Origin of the sequence: Planktotalea sp., from assembly GCF_965659345.1 — a bacterium.
Classification (GTDB): domain Bacteria; phylum Pseudomonadota; class Alphaproteobacteria; order Rhodobacterales; family Rhodobacteraceae; genus Planktotalea.
Genome location: NZ_CBFHVK010000006.1, coordinates 153,000 through 169,348, shown reverse-complemented (window position 1 = coordinate 169,348; position 16,349 = coordinate 153,000). Strand labels below are relative to the sequence as shown.

At 53.2% G+C, this 16,349-nt stretch carries 19 protein-coding genes and 1 tRNA gene; 6 read left to right on the top strand and 14 right to left on the bottom strand.

What is annotated here, in order from left to right; genetic code table 11:
- Positions 1 to 761 precede the first annotated feature (761 nt).
- Genes ACTG3Z_RS06670 through ACTG3Z_RS06660 form a run of 3 tightly spaced genes read left to right on the top strand, consistent with a single transcriptional unit; the run spans position 762 to position 3,047 of the window.
- Positions 762 to 1,016, top strand: coding sequence for a DUF3489 domain-containing protein (locus ACTG3Z_RS06670; protein WP_439142067.1), 255 nt, complete (start codon positions 762 to 764; stop codon positions 1,014 to 1,016).
- Positions 1,006 to 1,416, top strand: a complete 411-nt coding sequence (locus ACTG3Z_RS06665) for a DUF2924 domain-containing protein (RefSeq protein ID WP_439142066.1) — start codon at positions 1,006 to 1,008, stop codon at positions 1,414 to 1,416. The genes ACTG3Z_RS06670 and ACTG3Z_RS06665 overlap by 11 nt, the downstream gene beginning before the upstream one ends.
- The gene (locus ACTG3Z_RS06660) at positions 1,413 to 3,047 is read left to right on the top strand and encodes a recombinase family protein (protein ID WP_439142065.1); all 1,635 of its coding nucleotides are present in this window, start codon (positions 1,413 to 1,415) and stop codon (positions 3,045 to 3,047) included. Before ACTG3Z_RS06665 ends, ACTG3Z_RS06660 begins: the two co-directional genes overlap by 4 nt.
- Before the next feature lie 548 nt (positions 3,048 to 3,595).
- On the opposite strand, the gene ACTG3Z_RS06655 is transcribed toward ACTG3Z_RS06660, so the two are convergent.
- Positions 3,596 to 3,670, bottom strand: a tRNA-Gln gene (locus ACTG3Z_RS06655).
- 63 nt (positions 3,671 to 3,733) lie between these two features.
- Positions 3,734 to 5,077 (bottom strand): mechanosensitive ion channel domain-containing protein, encoded by a 1,344-nt coding sequence (locus ACTG3Z_RS06650; protein ID WP_439142064.1) that lies wholly within the window; start codon positions 5,075 to 5,077, stop codon positions 3,734 to 3,736.
- Positions 5,078 to 5,209: 132 nt separating this feature from the next.
- Between ACTG3Z_RS06650 and rpe the strand changes: the two genes are divergently transcribed.
- The gene (gene rpe, locus ACTG3Z_RS06645; protein WP_439142063.1) at positions 5,210 to 5,887 is read left to right on the top strand and encodes a ribulose-phosphate 3-epimerase; all 678 of its coding nucleotides are present in this window, start codon (positions 5,210 to 5,212) and stop codon (positions 5,885 to 5,887) included.
- Entirely contained in the window at positions 5,884 to 6,273 is a 390-nt protein-coding gene (locus ACTG3Z_RS06640; protein ID WP_439142062.1) for an META domain-containing protein, read from the top strand. Before rpe ends, ACTG3Z_RS06640 begins: the two co-directional genes overlap by 4 nt.
- Here the strand turns inward: ACTG3Z_RS06640 and recO are convergent.
- From recO to folK, 12 genes are all read right to left on the bottom strand, one after another.
- The gene (gene recO, locus ACTG3Z_RS06635) at positions 6,260 to 6,994 is read right to left on the bottom strand and encodes a DNA repair protein RecO (protein ID WP_439142061.1); all 735 of its coding nucleotides are present in this window, start codon (positions 6,992 to 6,994) and stop codon (positions 6,260 to 6,262) included. The genes ACTG3Z_RS06640 and recO overlap by 14 nt on opposite strands.
- Positions 6,995 to 7,324 (bottom strand): DUF1491 family protein, encoded by a 330-nt coding sequence (locus ACTG3Z_RS06630; protein WP_375265382.1) that lies wholly within the window; start codon positions 7,322 to 7,324, stop codon positions 6,995 to 6,997.
- Positions 7,321 to 8,238, bottom strand: a complete 918-nt coding sequence (era, locus tag ACTG3Z_RS06625) for a GTPase Era (RefSeq protein ID WP_439142060.1) — start codon at positions 8,236 to 8,238, stop codon at positions 7,321 to 7,323. Before era ends, ACTG3Z_RS06630 begins: the two co-directional genes overlap by 4 nt.
- Entirely contained in the window at positions 8,231 to 8,917 is a 687-nt protein-coding gene (rnc, locus tag ACTG3Z_RS06620; protein ID WP_375265380.1) for a ribonuclease III, read from the bottom strand. Before rnc ends, era begins: the two co-directional genes overlap by 8 nt.
- Positions 8,918 to 8,921: 4 nt before the next feature.
- Positions 8,922 to 9,758 (bottom strand): signal peptidase I, encoded by an 837-nt coding sequence (gene lepB, locus ACTG3Z_RS06615; protein ID WP_439142058.1) that lies wholly within the window; start codon positions 9,756 to 9,758, stop codon positions 8,922 to 8,924.
- Positions 9,759 to 9,841: 83 nt separating this feature from the next.
- The gene (gene acpS / locus ACTG3Z_RS06610; RefSeq protein WP_375265378.1) at positions 9,842 to 10,249 is read right to left on the bottom strand and encodes a holo-ACP synthase; all 408 of its coding nucleotides are present in this window, start codon (positions 10,247 to 10,249) and stop codon (positions 9,842 to 9,844) included.
- Between the two features lie 3 nt (positions 10,250 to 10,252).
- The gene (locus ACTG3Z_RS06605) at positions 10,253 to 10,876 is read right to left on the bottom strand and encodes a LysE family translocator (RefSeq protein ID WP_439142056.1); all 624 of its coding nucleotides are present in this window, start codon (positions 10,874 to 10,876) and stop codon (positions 10,253 to 10,255) included.
- Positions 10,873 to 11,622, bottom strand: coding sequence for a pyridoxine 5'-phosphate synthase (locus tag ACTG3Z_RS06600; RefSeq protein WP_439142055.1), 750 nt, complete (start codon positions 11,620 to 11,622; stop codon positions 10,873 to 10,875). Before ACTG3Z_RS06600 ends, ACTG3Z_RS06605 begins: the two co-directional genes overlap by 4 nt.
- 65 nt (positions 11,623 to 11,687) lie before the next feature.
- Positions 11,688 to 12,353, bottom strand: coding sequence for a DUF2062 domain-containing protein (locus ACTG3Z_RS06595; RefSeq protein ID WP_439142053.1), 666 nt, complete (start codon positions 12,351 to 12,353; stop codon positions 11,688 to 11,690).
- A complete protein-coding gene (locus ACTG3Z_RS06590) occupies positions 12,331 to 14,499 on the bottom strand; it encodes a RelA/SpoT family protein (RefSeq protein ID WP_375265389.1) in 2,169 nt (722 codons plus the stop codon). The genes ACTG3Z_RS06595 and ACTG3Z_RS06590 overlap by 23 nt, the downstream gene beginning before the upstream one ends.
- 46 nt (positions 14,500 to 14,545) lie before the next feature.
- Complete coding sequence (gene rpoZ, locus ACTG3Z_RS06585; protein WP_439142051.1) at positions 14,546 to 14,899, bottom strand: DNA-directed RNA polymerase subunit omega; 354 nt, start codon at positions 14,897 to 14,899, stop codon at positions 14,546 to 14,548.
- Positions 14,900 to 14,990: 91 nt separating this feature from the next.
- On the bottom strand, positions 14,991 to 15,569 hold the full coding sequence (gene folK / locus ACTG3Z_RS06580; protein WP_439142050.1) for a 2-amino-4-hydroxy-6-hydroxymethyldihydropteridine diphosphokinase: 579 nt from the start codon (positions 15,567 to 15,569) through the stop codon (positions 14,991 to 14,993).
- A gap of 129 nt (positions 15,570 to 15,698) precedes the next feature.
- Between folK and ACTG3Z_RS06575 the strand changes: the two genes are divergently transcribed.
- Complete coding sequence (locus tag ACTG3Z_RS06575) at positions 15,699 to 16,271, top strand: LabA-like NYN domain-containing protein (RefSeq protein ID WP_439142048.1); 573 nt, start codon at positions 15,699 to 15,701, stop codon at positions 16,269 to 16,271.
- Positions 16,272 to 16,349 lie beyond the last annotated feature (78 nt).

Sequence of the window (16,349 nt, the reverse complement as noted above, 5' to 3'; positions counted from 1 at the left end):
CTTTTAGCCAACATTGCGCCTAATTTTTCCGCAGAGTTCAAAGTGATGATAACTTAACGTTTTTTTGTCTGCGGCAAGCGTTTTAATATTTTTTTCTGTATCAACAATCGATTAACTGCAAAGCTGTGTTCACAGCCAGGCAAACTTAAGGACTGCTTCCCCTTACCCTACGAAAATTTACTTTTGCCAGCAGGTAACAACTGACAACTGCAACCATGATAAGGAGGCCGTGCGCCTTTTGATGCACTTTTGATCCGAGTCGCACCAGGCGATTTTCAAATCTGTCGCGACTAAATCTTTGGAACATAATGCCGCCTATCTCGTGCAGTATGTCTTGTTCTTGTAGTATTTGCGTTGCCCCATTTAGACACAACCGACGTTTAGCCCGCGTGAGACTATTAGGTCTATGAATTCAGCCGACGACAACACTCAAGCAGTCTGTGCTATTGTCAGTTAAATCAGCTTGGCAAGCTTTGAGTACATCAAAAACTAAAAAGAGTCGAAAATTTGATTGAGATATTCATCGGAAAATCGCGAAATCTCAACGCCTGCTTTCTGATAAATTACAAGCTTGTCTTGCACCTGCGGCGAACGTCCGGTTTCCGCCATCTGTGTCAATTTTTTCACTTTCTGACTGGACTGTTACGCACTTCCGAGCGGTACTGTTCCTGCGCGCGGCACCTATTCGCGCGCCGCTCAGCAAGGCTGGGCTCTTCTCAGTAGCAGCGGGATGTTTCCGTTGATCATCTGAGGAGACGAACATGACACTTTCGACAAAACCGCGCGCGACGAAGAAAGCGCAATTGATCAAGCTATTGGGGACCAAGGCTGGCGGCGATATCGCGACCTTGAGCGACAAGCTGGGCTGGCAGCATCATACGACACGGGCGGCGATGAGCGGGCTTCGCAAAGACGGATTTACCATCATCGCTAGCAAGCCCTCAGGTGGTGGGTTGGCCAAGTATCGCATTCATTCGGAACTTGCTGCTGTGCCGGAGGCGTCGCATGGGGCGTGATCCAAATCCAGAGCGGCCGGCAGCTTTGAGCGATTGGGCTACCGTATTTGGGACCCCTCCTCCGCCCTATTTGTCGGTTAGCTTCATGCAGCGCGCGGCGGGATATCAAGTGCAGTGTAAGAAGAGCGGTGGGCTTCCAGCGTCTACGCGGAGGGCCTTGCAGCAGATCGCAACGGGCGATGAGCCTAAGTCAGCCATTGCACCCACACTGAGCCCTGGCGCGCATCTTGTGCGCGAATGGAATGGGCGGACCTATCAGGTGCATGTTGTTGAAGGAGGGTTTGAGATGGACGGCAAGACATGGCGGTCTTTGTCCGCCATCGCCAAGCACATCACAGGGGCGACCTGGTCGGGGCCGCGCTTCTTTGGACTGAACGCTAAAGTTAAGTCATCGCAATGAAGAAGCTGCGCTGCGCCATCTATACACGAAAGTCCTCTGAGGATGGATTGGAGCAAGAGTTCAACTCGCTAGACGCACAACGCGAAGCCTGCGCGGCTTACATATCCAGCCAGAAGCACGAAGGTTGGGTGCTGCTGCCGGAACACTATGACGATGGCGGCTTGTCTGGTGGCTCGCTAGAGCGCCCTGCCCTGCGTCAGCTCTTGCAAGACATTGCAGACGGGCGTGTTGATCAGATCGTCGTCTATAAGATCGACAGGTTAACGCGATCGCTCGCGGACTTCTCCAAGATCGTGGATACGCTTGATGAAGCAGAAGCGTCTTTTGTCTCTGTCACGCAATCCTTTAACACGGCCACAAGCATGGGACGCCTGACGCTGAACATGTTGCTGTCATTTGCCCAGTTCGAACGGGAAGTGACCGCTGAACGCATCCGCGACAAGATTGCCGCCTCCAAGCGCAGGGGGCTCTGGATGGGTGGGCTGGTGCCGCTTGGGTATGACGCAGATGGAAGGACGCTTAAGATCAATGAGGCTGAAGCGGCGACGGTGCGCAGGCTCTACGATCTGTATCAGGAGCATGGAACTGTACGAGGCGTGAAGGCAGCTGCAGATAAACTTAGACTGCGCAGCAAGCAACGATGCACGGCGTCTGGCAAACGCGCAGGCGGCGTTCCCTTCGATCGCGGTCATATCCATCAGATCCTCACCAACCCTCTCTATGCTGGTCGGATCAAGCACAAGACGCTTGTACACGAAGGACAGCATGAAGCGATCATCACACCAGAGCGTTGGGATCGCATTCAAACAATGCTGCAGGACGGTGCGAGCAAAAACAGGGCTCGCAAGACCGCAAAGCAAAGCTCACTGCTCTGCGGTAAGATCTATGATGAGACGGGGGATCGGCTGACACCATCGCACAGCAAGACGAAGACTGGCACTCGGCTTCGCTACTACGTCTCGCATCGGTTGATCAAAGACAGCGGCGCAAAGAACAAGGATGGTTGGCGATTGCCTGCTGCCGAACTGGAGAGCAAGGTCGCCCATGTGATCGCCAAGCACCTAAAAGCTCCGTCATTCTTTGGATCGCTCTTTCCAGATGCAACTGCTGCTGAAATTGCAGATGCCAAGCTCAAAATTGATGGCACCGGTGACAGGGTTACTTCATGGCTTGAACTTATCAAGCGCATCGATCTGAAAGCTGGCGAGCTGAACATTTGCTTAGACCAAGAGCAAACTTCCAAGTTGTTAGATTGCAATTTGGATGACCAAACCCAAGATCCACTCACCATCAAAGCCCCCTTCCAGATCCGTAAACGCGGTGTGGAAACAAAGCTGATCTTTGCAGATGCGCCAGGCCAGCGTGACGAGACATTGATCAAAAATATCGCAAAGGCTCATCACTGGTTCGAACAGATCAAGGCAGGCAAGACGTTCTCTCAAATCGCAGCAAGTCATCAAACTTCGAAACGACGCGTCCAGCAGATGATCGAACTCGCGTTCCTCGCACCGGACATCATCCGCGATGTTATGGATGGCACGCAGCCGTTTGGGCTCACATCTGATTGGTGTCTGCGACACGCCATCCCAATAAACTGGGCTGAGCAACGCGCATTGATCGTGACTCTTTGAGCCCCCACCTCAACCTCGTATCGCCGAAATGCCGACCTCAGACTGATGGCATATCTGCGCCTAGTTCAGGTCCACGTTCCAGTCTGCATTACAAACCCAACGGCGTAACCCACGGATAAGTCATCACTATTTCGCGCCACACTCGCATCGGCAATATCATAGGAAGGTACTGGCTGGGCGGATCGGATTCGAAAACACGGTACACTCTTGTTTCTAACCCATTGAAAACACGCCACAAATTGAGCGTGGAAATTGGGCCAGACCGTTGATTTTGCACAATAATTCAGCTTCCACATTTGCCCTAATATTCGAAATCAGAGCGTGATTTGCAGCCGTGTTAATTGCGAGAAGTCAAGTCCATCAGGAGTGGCTCACCATCGCTTTTACTCAACCTCGTATCGCCGAAATGCCAGTCTCAGACTGATGGCATATCTGCGCCCAATTCAGAGCCATGTTCCAGTCTGCATTACAAACCCAACGGTGTAACCCACGGATAACACGACACTATCTGACATCAGTCTCGCATCGGATATGTCAGAGAAAGGTGCTGGCTGGGATGGTAGGATTCGAACCTACGGTACACTGTACCAAAAACAGTTGCCTTACCACTTGGCTACATCCCAACGTGCGTCGCTATCTAAGCCGCGCGCGCGCGACGATCAAGTGCCTATTTACAAAAAATGCACTTATTCTTCAGGCGCTTCACGACGCAGCAGATCGCTGTCTTCTGTCTCTTCGCGCTCTGCTTGCACAATCTGCTCAAGCGCTGCGTCTGTGACGGCATCAACATCCATAGACACTTGGCTTTCCTCACGAATATCCGCGTCCCGCGCGAGCTCTTTGTACATTCCATCGGTCACACTTTCTTCGGCAGAGGCCAGCTTGGCCAAAGACGGTGAAAGAACGCGGTAGGTCGGTTCGGGCATTTGCACATCCGCTTTTTCCAACGCGAGCTTAACAAGGCGAATCGATTCACCGCGCGCAGCAACCAAGGAGGACTTGTGTTGCTCAATCCAACCAGTGCAGGTGATCGAAATTGTGCTGTCACCAATCTCATCGATCCAAACCGCAGGCGCAGGTGTTCCCAAAACGAATGGCAGCTCTTGCAGCTTTTCCAAAGCGATCCGCTGCGCATCGACGAAATCCGTTTCAGGCGCGAGGCCAAGCGAGAATTTGAAACGGCGCTCATCATTACGCGAAAAGTTAACGATACGGCTTTTGAAGACGGTCGCATTCGGAATGCGAATGTGGTTGCCATCAAAGCTCAGTAAGATCGTCGCGCGCGAGGTCAGGCGAATGACTTTGCCTGTGTCCCCACCAATTTCTATTGTGTCATTGGGACGAAACGGTTGACGGATGGAGAGCATGATAGACGCGATGAAATTCTCAACTGTATCTTTCACCGCAAAACCGATGGCGAGACCGATGATACCGGCAGCACCCAAAATAGTCGAAAGCAGCGCCGTCGCGCCCATGATATCCAACGCGACGACCAAGCCACCGACCATAAATCCAAGTCGCAGGATTTGACGATAGATGTCCGCAATAAAAGCATTCGGGGCGAGCCTATTCCAAGGTTGGCGCATACGAGCGATGAAAAACCCAACAAAGACGATAATAATGAATGCCAAAAGTGCAACCGAGGCCAAAGGCACGAACGCGATCACTTGTGCCATGCGCGCGCGGAAACGTTCTACTGCGGGGTTGAGGCGCTTAACGACATCGGTCGTCTCGGTCACGCTATTTTCAATCGCAACCACGCCTTGGACACGGCCCGCTAACTCATTCAATCGCGCAATTTTTTCACTGTCGAGCGTCGTGCCCCGCATCGTGACAATGCCAGAGGTGACCGTGACCGTTACATCTTCATACCCATCAAGTTCAGACAAGATATCCCGAATTCGTACAGCGATCGCCGCGTCTTGAGACGCGCTATCTTCGACAGCGATGGCCCCATCAGGTTGATTTTCGCTTTGAGCAGAAAGTGAAAACGGCAGTGTAAGAAAAAGCAGGAAAAGCAAAATGCGCATAAGAGATCTCAATAAAAATTATTATAATGCGTAATCGTAGCCTGCATCGCCGTATAAGGAAAACCCCCTATCGCGGGGGGGCGGGGCGCGCTATGAGGGGCTCAAATCGAAACCTGCTCAGGAAACTGCCCAATGTCCTTTGATCGCTCCGTAAAAATTGCACCTTCCATCCTTTCTGCTGACTTTGCCAATTTCGGTGCGGAAATCGAGGCAGTGGAAGCACAAGGCGCGGACTGGATCCACGTTGACGTGATGGATGGACACTTTGTTCCAAACCTCAGCTTTGGTGCGACGACATGCGCAGCGATCCGACCACACATCAAAACGGTCATGGACGTGCATCTGATGATTTCACCTGTCGATGCCTACATCGATGGGTTTGCGCAGGCCGGTGCAGATTTTATCACGGCCCATGTGGAGGCAGGCCCGCATATTCACCGCACCTTGCAAGCTATTCGTGGCGCTGGTGCTAAAGCAGGCGTTGCATTGAACCCCGGGACACCCGCAAGTGCGGTTGAGCATCTCTTGGACATCTGCGACTTGGTCTGCGTAATGACCGTGAACCCGGGCTTTGGTGGCCAAAAGTTCATTCCGCTTGCCCCAAAAATCGCTGAGCTGCGTGCGATGATCGGGGACCGCCCCGTTCATATCGAAATTGACGGTGGTGTGACACCAGACACAGCGAAGCTTTGCGTGGACGCGGGTGCTGATGTGCTTGTGGCAGGCTCAGCTGTGTTCAAAGGCGGCTCAGTGAGCAACCCTGCACCATACGGCGACAATATTCGCGCGATCCGAGCGAGCGTTGCATGATACGTCTGATTGCCGCCTTTGCGCTCTTGCTTGGAACAGCCTGTGCTGGCGATGAAAGCCTTGCTAAATATGGGGCATCCGACAAAGTTTGGGTTTTGACAGAAATAGACGGAAAAGCGTTTGCTGCCCGCGCAACCATGGAATTTGACAACGCAAGCTGGATCAAAGGACAAGCTCCTTGCAACCGTTATTCAGTGAAGCAGAAAGCGCCCTACCCTTGGTTTGAAGTTGGCCCGACAATGGTTACGAAAATGGCCTGTCCCAATTTGGCAGACGAGAACGCGTTCTTCAAAGCGCTGACCGCGATGACCTTGTCTGAAGTCGGCAATGAGACTTTGATCCTGTCAAACGACGACGGCGCGACGATGGTGTTTAAGTCGAAGTAACCTGACGCGAGAACAGATCAACGTAACGCCCTCGCGCCTCTGGCAGGGGGCGATTTCCGAGGGTTGGAGCAAGTTTTTCGCTCAGGAAAAAACCCGTTGTTCTGAGCGCTTGCTCAATTTCTGCATCGCTTCCTGTCCCCTCGTCTTTCAGGATTGGTGGCAACGCAAGCAGCTTGTTCACCCAAGGCCCTGCCACCTGCTCACTCACGGCACGCCCGGTACGGGGGGAAATGTAAATGAGGTTTTCATTGGTTCCCGTAACCGCACACGCCCTAAGATCAAGACCCATGCCAGTCGCCTCTAGCAAAGCAATTTCAAACCGCAAATACGCCAGTGGCCAGACTTCATGTTGTCCAAGCAAATCGAGCAATTGTTCACTTTGTTTGTAGAGCTTTGGATTAGCTTCGCGCTCAGGCAATGCAAACGCAAGTAATGCGGTCACAGCGTTCAAACCTGCAAGTGACAACCGATCCCCAAGCGCCGCCGCTGCACGAGAGCGCAAAGGCTCCACCGTGTAGCTGCCAAGGTGGTCTTCAAGCCGCGCGCGCCAGCTGACATCAAGTTGCGCACCGGGTTGCAAAATCGGGGCAATCTTGCGTGACGTGCCACCTCGCACAATTCCTGAATGCCGGCCATGTTCCACCGTAAACACATCAATAATAGCGCTGGTTTCACCGTGACGGCGCACAGAGAGAAGAATTCCCTGATCGCGCCATTCCATCTATTGTAACCCCTGCTCACCAAGCAATGTACGGCCTTGACGATCCTCGACCTCGATCACCCAAACATCGCTATCAAACTGGCGTTGCTTGGCGATAGAGGCGTCTACATCCCGCTCATCCCCCTCACTCAAGACCGCCCAAACACGGGTGTCTTCCAGAAGGTCATAGCTACGCTGGAAAAGCTGTGCTTTGCCGTCCAACGTGGCCGACTTCACAAGAACTGCGCCAGCAGTATCATCGCCATGCGCCACGACAAAAGCCGCGATATCATTCACCCGCAGGCGGGTCAGATAGGCATCCACCCAAAACCGCGTGGTGAGGCGGGTCATGAGTTCCCGTCTTTGAAGTTCAGGCCCATTTCGTCGTAGCGTTCGCTTTCTTCCAGCCAGTTAGGACGCACTTTGACCTGCAAAAACAAATGCACTTTGCGGCCCAAAAATTCGACCAGCTCTTCGCGCGCCGCTTTGCCGACAGCTTTGATTGTCTCGCCTTTGTTGCCAAGGACGATCCCTTTGTGGCCATCGCGCATGACGTAAATCAGTTGATCAATCTTGCACGATCCATCTTTGCGTTCTTCCCAAGCTTCAGTCTCAACCGTCAGCTGATAAGGAAGCTCTTGGTGCAGCCGCAACGTCAACTTTTCACGGGTCATTTCGGCCGCGATCATCCGTAGCGGCAGATCAGCAATTTGATCCTCTGGGTATAGCCACGCCCCCTCAGGCACTTCGCCTGCAAGCCATTCTTTCAGCGCGTCAACGCCGTGACCACGCTCAGCTGAGATCATAAAGGTCGCCACGAAGGGATAGGCTTCGTTCATCTTTTCAGACAATTCGAGCAACGCTTCGGACTTGATCCGGTCAATCTTGTTAATCGCCAATGCAATCTTGCGGCTTTCGCCAAAGTCTTGCAGCCCTTCCAGAATGCGTTCGACGCCTTCGGTTATGCCGCGATTGGCTTCGATCATCAGGACAACAACATCCGCATCGGCGGCTCCGCCCCAAGCGGCCGCGACCATGGCACGGTCTAGGCGACGTGTAGGTTTGAACAAACCGGGCGTGTCCACGAAGACGAGTTGCGATGCCCCTTCAAGTGCGACGCCACGAATGCGCGCGCGCGTGGTTTGAACCTTATGGGTCACAATAGACACTTTCGCGCCAACCATGCGGTTCGTGAGCGTAGATTTGCCTGCGTTCGGTTCCCCGATCAGCGCAACAAAGCCCGCACGAGTTTGCCTATCAGTCATCTGCCATCATCCTTGCCAGCAGGGACTTTGCCGCTGCTTGTTCCGCGAGCCGTTTTGATCCGGCTTCAGCGCTTGCGATCTCGCCATTTTCAAGCCGCGCTTCGATTGTAAAATGTGGGGCGTGATCCGGTCCAGACCGTGCCGTTTCTACGTAGGCTGGCGGCGCGAACCCACGCGACTGTGCCCATTCTTGCAGACTGGTTTTCGGGTCGCGCGCGTCCGCTTCAACGCTTGTGATCCGCTTGCCCCAAAGCCGCAGGATCAAAGCTTGAGCCGCATCAAACCCGCCATCAACATAGACCGCTGCGATCAGCGCCTCCATGCCATCACCAAGCAACGCCAATTTACGACGTCCACCGCTTTTCATTTCTGAACGGCCCAGACGAAGCACATCGCCAAGCCCAATCTCACGCGCAACATCTGCGCAAGTTTCCTTGCGCACAAGTGCGTTGTAGCGCGGCGCAAGCTGACCTTCAGAGGCTTTCACATCTGCGCCAAGGAGCGCTTCAGCCATAACCAAACCAAGGACACGGTCCCCAAGGAATTCAAGACGCTGATTGTCCCCGCGCGAAGGCGAGGACATGGAGGAATGGGTCACAGCTTCGGTCAGCAGCTCGCCCTGCTCAAAGCGGTACTCGATCCGCTTTTGCAACGCCTGAAGATCTGCCGACAGCTTCATTAGATCAATCGACTGCTTTGAAGAAACGATCAGACCGCCATGTCCAGAAGAACAGCATGGAGCGACCAGCGGATGAGAACATCACACGATCCGCACGACCAATCAGGTTCTCGTAGGGCACAAATCCAACACCACCGGCAGCGTTCGGCACGCGGCTATCAGAAGAGTTGTCACGGTTATCACCCATGAAGAAGTAATTGCCCTCAGGAACCGTATAAACCGGCGTATCATCAGAACGTTGAGTGCCAATGTTCAAGATTGAATGCTGCACACCATTGGGCAGCGTTTCAGTAAACTGTTCTTTGTTGCATGTGCCGCCCTCGCCCACAGGGCCATTGGCGCAGCGCGGGCGCAAACGATGCGGCCCCTGCGCAGCAGCAACTTCTTCGAAGATACCTGCAGGTTCTTGCGGTGCCGCTTCACCGTTGATGAACACAACGCCACCTTTGACCTGCACTTTGTCGCCCGGCATACCGATCAAGCGCTTCACGAAATCACGGCCGGAGACTGGGTGACGAAACACAACAACATCACCGCGCTCAGGCTCACCACCGAAGAGACGTGTGTTGTCACCATCTGCGAAACCGCAAAAGCTCTTTGCATCCAGATTGATACCAAACCGCGGGATAATCACCGATGGGCAAGACGCGTAGGAGTAGCCATAGGCCATCTTGTTCACGAACAGGAAATCACCGATCAAAAGCGTGTTTTTCATCGACCCCGATGGAATCCAGAAGGGCTGAAAAAATATCGTGCGGAACACGCCTGCGATGAGCAGCGCATACACAATAGTTTTGATCGTCTCGATGACTGGATTGCCTTTTTTTTCGGCTTCGGCCATGTGCTTCTCTCCAATTCGCAGGTGCACGCTACATGAGGGGCGCATGGCTTTATGTCAACCGCACGGATGGGCGCTGTACAACGCTATTTTGCCGCGATGGGCCGCGCCTCGATCACAACAAAGGCCTGCGCCCACGGGTGATCATCTGTCAACGTGACGTGAAGCACAGCTTCGTATCCGTCCGGTGTCATCTCTTGCACGCGTTTCGCTGCCCAGCCCGTCACATGCATCACCGGCTGACCACTGCGTAAATTGGTGACTGACATGTCCTTCCAAGCGATCCCCATTGCCAATCCAGTTCCAAGCGCCTTGGAGCATGCTTCCTTCGCAGCCCAGCGTTTGGCATAGGTGCCTGCCACATCTTTACGACGCTCTGCTTTGGCTTGCTCAACATCAGTGAACACACGGTTCTTGAAGCGATCGCCGAAACGCTCAAGCGTGCCAGCGATACGCTCAATATTTGCAAGATCAGTGCCGATACCTAGGATCATAGATCAGATCGCCTTGGTCGTAAGAATTTTTAAGCTCGCCGCGCCAAACAGCATACCAAATCCAATCTCGAAACCGCGCCGCGCGCGTCGATACCGCTCAACGAGCCAAGAATTGGAAAACAAAATACCATAGCCGATGAAAACCACCGTTGAAACGCAGATCAGCTGTGAGAACAAAACCAACAAATCAGAGGTCGCAGCGTCTTTGGGAAGTGCAATTGCATAGATTGCCCCCCATCCAAGTATTGCTTTGGGGTTGGTAAGGTGGATCGCAAGGCTTTTGGCAAACACGCGTTTTAAGCCACCTTTCAACGCGGCCTGTTCTTTTGCGGCGCTGCCCTGCCATGCGGAGCGAAAGGACTTCAACGCCAAGTAGCCTAAATACAGCGCGCCAATGTACTTTAGCGCGAGAAATAGCCAAGCGTTGGTCAGCATCACTGCACCCATCCCAAGTGCGGACGCGATCCCCCAAAATGCCGACCCGCACACAATACCAAAGCCAGAAACAACACCCGCTATACGACCGCGAGACATCGCTGTACCGCTAATCGTCAAAGTCGCAGGGCCTGGTGACCCGCCCCCGAGCCCCCAAGCCAGCAACAGCGCTGCGAGCTCCCAGCCCGTCATGGACGCGCTAAATCAAGCACACGACGCATTTCCTCTATCGCTGGACCAAGCCCGCGAAACACTGCTTCGCCGATGATGAAATGTCCGATGTTTACTTCTTGCACTTGTGGCAATTGCGCGACGGGCGTGACGTCTTCATAGGTCAGACCGTGCCCTGCATGTACTTCAAGACCAAGCTCGTGGGCATAGGCGGCCATTTCCGTCATTGCCGCGAGCTCGCGATCGCGGGTCTCAAAATCGCCCTCAGCAAACGCATCGCAATAGGCACCGGTGTGCAATTCGATCACCTCAGCACCAATGCGATGGGCACTGTCGATCTGCTTCTTATCGGCTGCGATAAAAATCGAAACGCGTGATCCTGCTTCGCGCAAGGGTGCGATAAAGTGGGCAAGATTGTTTTCGTCTTGGGCAACGTTCAAGCCACCCTCGGTCGTGCGTTCTTCGCGCTTTTCAGGCACCAGACACACGGCATGCGGTTTATGGCGCAACGCGATTGCCTGCATCTCATCCGTTGCGGCCATTTCAAAATTAAGCGGGATGCTCAACGCTTCCATCAGAGCATCGATATCCGCATCGCGAATATGACGGCGATCTTCACGAAGGTGCGCCGTAATGCCGTCTGCACCCGCCTCTTGTGCCACTAAGGCTGCACGGACAGGGTCGGGCAAAGCACCGCCGCGTGCATTCCTAAGAGTTGCAACGTGATCGATATTAACGCCTAAGCGCAAAGGGAGTTTTTGAGCCATGTGAAGCCCTCCGAATTAAACTTGAGTAGCAGAGTAAAGCGATGGGCCGCTAAGGCCAGTGCGATCTAGCTTTTTTCCGCGGCTTTCTTGGCGCTCTTTTCTGCGGCCTTTTCTTTCAAACGTGCAAGACGCGCTTTGAGCACGCCTTTGTTGCGGCGTTTTTGATAGGCTCGGATGACCGGCACCGACAAGTAGTAACACACCAAACCCGACAGCACGCCCGGTATCAAAGAGCCGATCATATAGGGGTAAAACACATCGTTATAAAACTCGATCAACCCCGCCCATTCCGGTGTCTTATTGTTAAACAGTGCTTTGAAATTGAACCATAAATCGTGGCTAGCGCTGTAGAACATTTCACCAAGGCCGTGACGCACACGATCTGCATCTACGTTCATACCGGTCAACCAATAGCCCGTTTTAAGAGAAGAATAGGCAATCGGCACAAAGGTTAAAGGGTTGCCAAAAAACGTGGCGAGGATCGAGGCAAACAAATTGCCGTTTATGATGCGCGCAAGCAGAACCGAGACGACAAAGTGCAATCCAAAAAACGGCGTGAAAGATGTAAAAACACCGGCGAAAATGCCACGCGCAATGCGTTCTGGCGAATCTGGCAGTCGGCGCACGCGGTGCTTCACGTAGTGGAACGCGCGCGTCCATCCACCCTTGGGGTAGATGACTTCCCAGATCGCTCTGAGCCAGTTGCGTCTATCCCGGCGTTTGAAAACCAAGGTGCGATCCTATCTCGGTGACGCTTTTGTCTGCGTCATTTGGATTTTGATGACGCGCCACTTCTGCCACATCATCTTCGGCTGAAAGGACTGAAATGATAGAATGCAAATGCTCCGCATCACGTAAGTCCACGCTCAAGAGCAAACGGTAGAAGTCCGGCTTGCGATCCGTAAACGCAAGATCTGAGATATTGGCTCCTTGCTCGCCAATCAATGTGCAAATCCGTCCCATTACCCCTGCGTCATTGCCTATCGTTACGTCAAGTCGCGCCGCGTGAATTGGGGGATGCGTGCCTGCCTGCCAATGTAGATCGATCCAACGCTGGTTCTGATCCTCAAACTGGCTCAGCGCTTGGCAGTCGATTGCATGCACAACAACGCCGCGCCCGCGCTGGGTAATACCAACGATCCGCTCACCAGGAAGCGGCTGACAACAAAGCGCGCGCTCATGAGCCTGGCGATGCTCAAGGCCGATAACAGCCCGAGCACTGTCGATATTCGCGTCAGTTTTTTCCACAAGCTCTGGATAGACCGCACGCACGACTTCATTTGCGGTAATCATGCTCGCCCCAAGTTCAGCAAGCACGTCTTTGGAAGCCCCAAGCCGGAGCGTTTTTGCAGCTGTCCTCAGCGCTTTATCTGTCGCTTTGCGTCCTACGTTTTCAAACGCCGCGCGCGCGAGTTCGCCCCCGAGCTTGATAAAACGATCACGATCTTGTTCGCGCAAAGAGCGACGGATCGCGGTTTTGGCCTTTCCCGTCGCAGCAATGTCCAGCCAGTTAAACTGCGGCAGCTGTCCTTCCGCAGTCACAATCTCTACGGATTGACCGTTCTTCAAACGCGTCCAAAGTGGCACGCGCAATCCATCAACCTTTGCGCCAACGCAGGCACTGCCGATGCGCGTGTGAATTGCGTAAGCAAAATCAAGCGGCGTCGCTCCGCGTGGCAGCTTCACGACCTCGCCCTTGGGGGTGAAACAAAAGACCTGATCGGAATACATCTCAAGCTTAACGGCCTCGAGGAAATCCTCGTGATCATCCTCTGCGCCAAACTGTTCGTTCAGGCTTGCCACCCATTTTACGGGGTCTACCGCAAAGGGGTTTTGAGAGCGGATTCCATCGCGGTAAGACCAATGCGCCGCAACACCCGCTTCGGCCACATCGTTCATTTGCTGTGTGCGGATTTGCACCTCAACGCGTTTCCCATCACGCCCTGAAACAGTCGTGTGAATAGAGCGATAGCCATTCGTCTTAGGCTGACTGATATAATCTTTGAAGCGACCAGGCACAGCGAACCAGCGCTGGTGGATAATACCTAATGCGCGATAACAGTCCTCTTCGCTTTGCGTGATGATGCGAAAGCCATAGATGTCAGAGAGGCGGGAAAACCCTTGCTCTTTTTCCTGCATCTTACGCCAGATCGAATAAGGCTTTTTGGCACGCCCATAGATCTGCGCTTCGATCTGATGTTCACCTAATTCTTTGCGCATATCGCCAGTGATCTTGTGGATCACATCGCCAGTTTCTTTCTGCAAGCGGATAAAGCGGCGAATGATCGATGCGCGCCCTTCGGGATTTAGAACTTTGAACGCGAGGTCCTCAAGCTCTTCGCGCATCCAGTGCATACCCATGCGCCCCGCGAGGGGGGCGTAAATGTCCATAGTTTCACGCGCTTTTACGACTTGCTTTTCAGGCTTCATTGCTTTGATCGTACGCATATTATGCAACCGATCCGACAGCTTTACCAAGATAACCCTTAGGTCTTTGGCCATCGCAACAAACAATTTACGAAAATTCTCGGCTTGCTTGGTTTCACTGGAGCTGAGCTGCAAATTTGTGAGCTTTGTCACGCCATCCACAAGCTTGGCGATGTCATCGCCGAACATGTCAGCGACCTCACCATAGGTGGACTTCGTGTCTTCAATCGTGTCGTGCAACAGCGCTGTGATCAGCGTGGCATCGTCAAGTTTTTGATCCGCTAGAATACTAGCCACAGCGATAGGATGTGTGAAATAGGGTTCGCCCGAATGACGGTACTGACCTTCGTGCATGCGCTCGCCATAGGCAAACGCATCCCTAATCAACTTTTCATTTGTCTTCGGGTTGTAGGTGCGGACTGTGGCAAGCAGCGCATCGGGGGACATCAGATCAGTGGTGTGGTCATCCATCTAGTGCCTTACGCGCGTAAGTGACTTAGCCTTGCCCTTGTGCTTCCATCAAAGCGCGAAGCAACTTCTCTTCGGACATATCGTCTTCTACAGGCTTGTCCGCTTCTGCACCCATGAGAAGCGCCATTGCGTCTTCTTCAGGCTCATCGACTTCGATCTGGGTCTGATTGCTTTCAATCAAACGCTCGCGCAAATCATCTGCCAACTGCGTCTCGTCTGCGATTTCACGCAATGAAACGACGGGGTTTTTGTCATTGTCACGCTCTACCGTGATTGCACCACCCGCTGAAATTTCGCGTGCACGGTGTGCCGCAAGCATAACGAGATCAAACCGGTTAGGTACCTTGTCGACGCAATCTTCTACTGTAACTCGGGCCATGATGCTCTCCGATTTGATGTGGTGCTAGAAACCACGCCTTCTAGACCTCAAAACTAGGCTTGACAAGCAGATATTCAAGGGCGTGCTGACACTACAGTGGCACAACCTCAGCAAGATCTTGCTGAGGTAAGCGCGACAAAAGTTGCTCAAGCGTTTCACCTAAAACAGGATGCGGCCAATGGCGCGCGATATCAACCAACGGGACAAGTACAAACGCGCGGTCTTGCAGCCTTGGATGCGGTAATATCAATCTATCGGGTGCCGCTTGGGCTTGCAAAGCAGGGTCTAGCGCCCGCCACCTATGATATTCAGCTTCATCTGGTAGCACGTCGTCCCCTACCCCAATCAGATCAAGATCAAGCGTGCGCTGCCCCCAACGTTGGACCCGCTCACGGCCAAACTGTGCTTCAATCTCATGCAGCCGCTCGAGCGATTGCGACGGGAAAAGTGCCGTGCGCACAACCAAAGCAGCGTTCACATAGTCGGGTCCCGCTCCAGCTGGAAAACAGGGAGTACTAAAGAATCGACTCACAGCGCGAAGGTCGAAGCCACTGTCGGATATTGCTTTAATCGCATGGCTAAGATTTTGTGTAAGTGGCTCGCCGTTCGCAGATACATTTGCCCCCAAAGCGACAAGCTGCAAACGACCGTCTTTCCGTAGTGTGCCCATATTTTTCGCGCTCTTCACTCTTGCCTCAAACTCAAGATGGACCTAACTTACAGTCCGGATCCGCCGCAAATTTATTTTTATACCACTCACACACTCACGGCATGGCGGATCTGACCTGAAAGGACAATTATGTTTTATAAAGACGAACGGCTCGCGCTGTTCATCGATGGGTCGAACTTATACGCAGCAGCCAAAGCGCTTGGGTTCGACATCGATTATAAACTTTTGCGGCAAGAATTTATGCGCCGCGGAAAAATGTTACGCGCGTTCTATTACACAGCATTATTGGAAAACGATGAGTACTCCCCGATCCGACCTTTGGTCGATTGGCTGAACTACAACGGCTTCACAATGGTGACCAAGCAGGCCAAGGAATATACGGACAGCCAAGGGCGTCGCAAAGTAAAAGGCAACATGGACATCGAACTCACAGTCGATGCTATGGAGCTTGCACCACGCGTCGATCACATCGTTCTTTTCTCAGGTGATGGCGATTTCCGACCACTCATCGAGAGCCTGCAACGTCAAGGCGTGCGCGTTTCTGTGGTCTCAACGATCCGTAGTCAGCCACCAATGATTTCTGACGAGTTGCGCCGCCAAGCAGACAACTTCATTGAGCTTGATGAGCTAAAGGACGTGTTGGGACGTCCCCCGCGCGAGCCGATGATCGAAAGAGAACCGGTCGCAGCAGCAGCCAACTAATCACATCAAAAGCCGGAGCACATCGCTTCGGCTTTTGCATTTGTAGCGATTTGTTCCACTGGACCACAGCGCCGTCCC

Coding starts and splice junctions, on each gene's coding strand:
- recO (WP_439142061.1), bottom strand. CDS start 6,994: ATGGAATGGCGCGATCAGGGAATTCTTCTCTCTGTGCGCCGTCACGGT.
- rpoZ (WP_439142051.1), bottom strand. CDS start 14,899: ATGGCCCGAGTTACAGTAGAAGATTGCGTCGACAAGGTACCTAACCGG.
- lepB (WP_439142058.1), bottom strand. CDS start 9,758: ATGGCCGAAGCCGAAAAAAAAGGCAATCCAGTCATCGAGACGATCAAA.
- ACTG3Z_RS06575 (WP_439142048.1), top strand. CDS start 15,699: ATGTTTTATAAAGACGAACGGCTCGCGCTGTTCATCGATGGGTCGAAC.
- era (WP_439142060.1), bottom strand. CDS start 8,238: ATGACTGATAGGCAAACTCGTGCGGGCTTTGTTGCGCTGATCGGGGAA.
- folK (WP_439142050.1), bottom strand. CDS start 15,569: ATGGGCACACTACGGAAAGACGGTCGTTTGCAGCTTGTCGCTTTGGGG.
- acpS (WP_375265378.1), bottom strand. CDS start 10,249: ATGATCCTAGGTATCGGCACTGATCTTGCAAATATTGAGCGTATCGCT.
- ACTG3Z_RS06630 (WP_375265382.1), bottom strand. CDS start 7,324: ATGACCCGCCTCACCACGCGGTTTTGGGTGGATGCCTATCTGACCCGC.
- rnc (WP_375265380.1), bottom strand. CDS start 8,917: ATGAAGCTGTCGGCAGATCTTCAGGCGTTGCAAAAGCGGATCGAGTAC.
- ACTG3Z_RS06665 (WP_439142066.1), top strand. CDS start 1,006: ATGGGGCGTGATCCAAATCCAGAGCGGCCGGCAGCTTTGAGCGATTGG.
- ACTG3Z_RS06605 (WP_439142056.1), bottom strand. CDS start 10,876: ATGACGGGCTGGGAGCTCGCAGCGCTGTTGCTGGCTTGGGGGCTCGGG.
- ACTG3Z_RS06600 (WP_439142055.1), bottom strand. CDS start 11,622: ATGGCTCAAAAACTCCCTTTGCGCTTAGGCGTTAATATCGATCACGTT.
- ACTG3Z_RS06660 (WP_439142065.1), top strand. CDS start 1,413: ATGAAGAAGCTGCGCTGCGCCATCTATACACGAAAGTCCTCTGAGGAT.
- ACTG3Z_RS06650 (WP_439142064.1), bottom strand. CDS start 5,077: ATGCGCATTTTGCTTTTCCTGCTTTTTCTTACACTGCCGTTTTCACTT.
- ACTG3Z_RS06640 (WP_439142062.1), top strand. CDS start 5,884: ATGATACGTCTGATTGCCGCCTTTGCGCTCTTGCTTGGAACAGCCTGT.
- rpe (WP_439142063.1), top strand. CDS start 5,210: ATGTCCTTTGATCGCTCCGTAAAAATTGCACCTTCCATCCTTTCTGCT.
- ACTG3Z_RS06670 (WP_439142067.1), top strand. CDS start 762: ATGACACTTTCGACAAAACCGCGCGCGACGAAGAAAGCGCAATTGATC.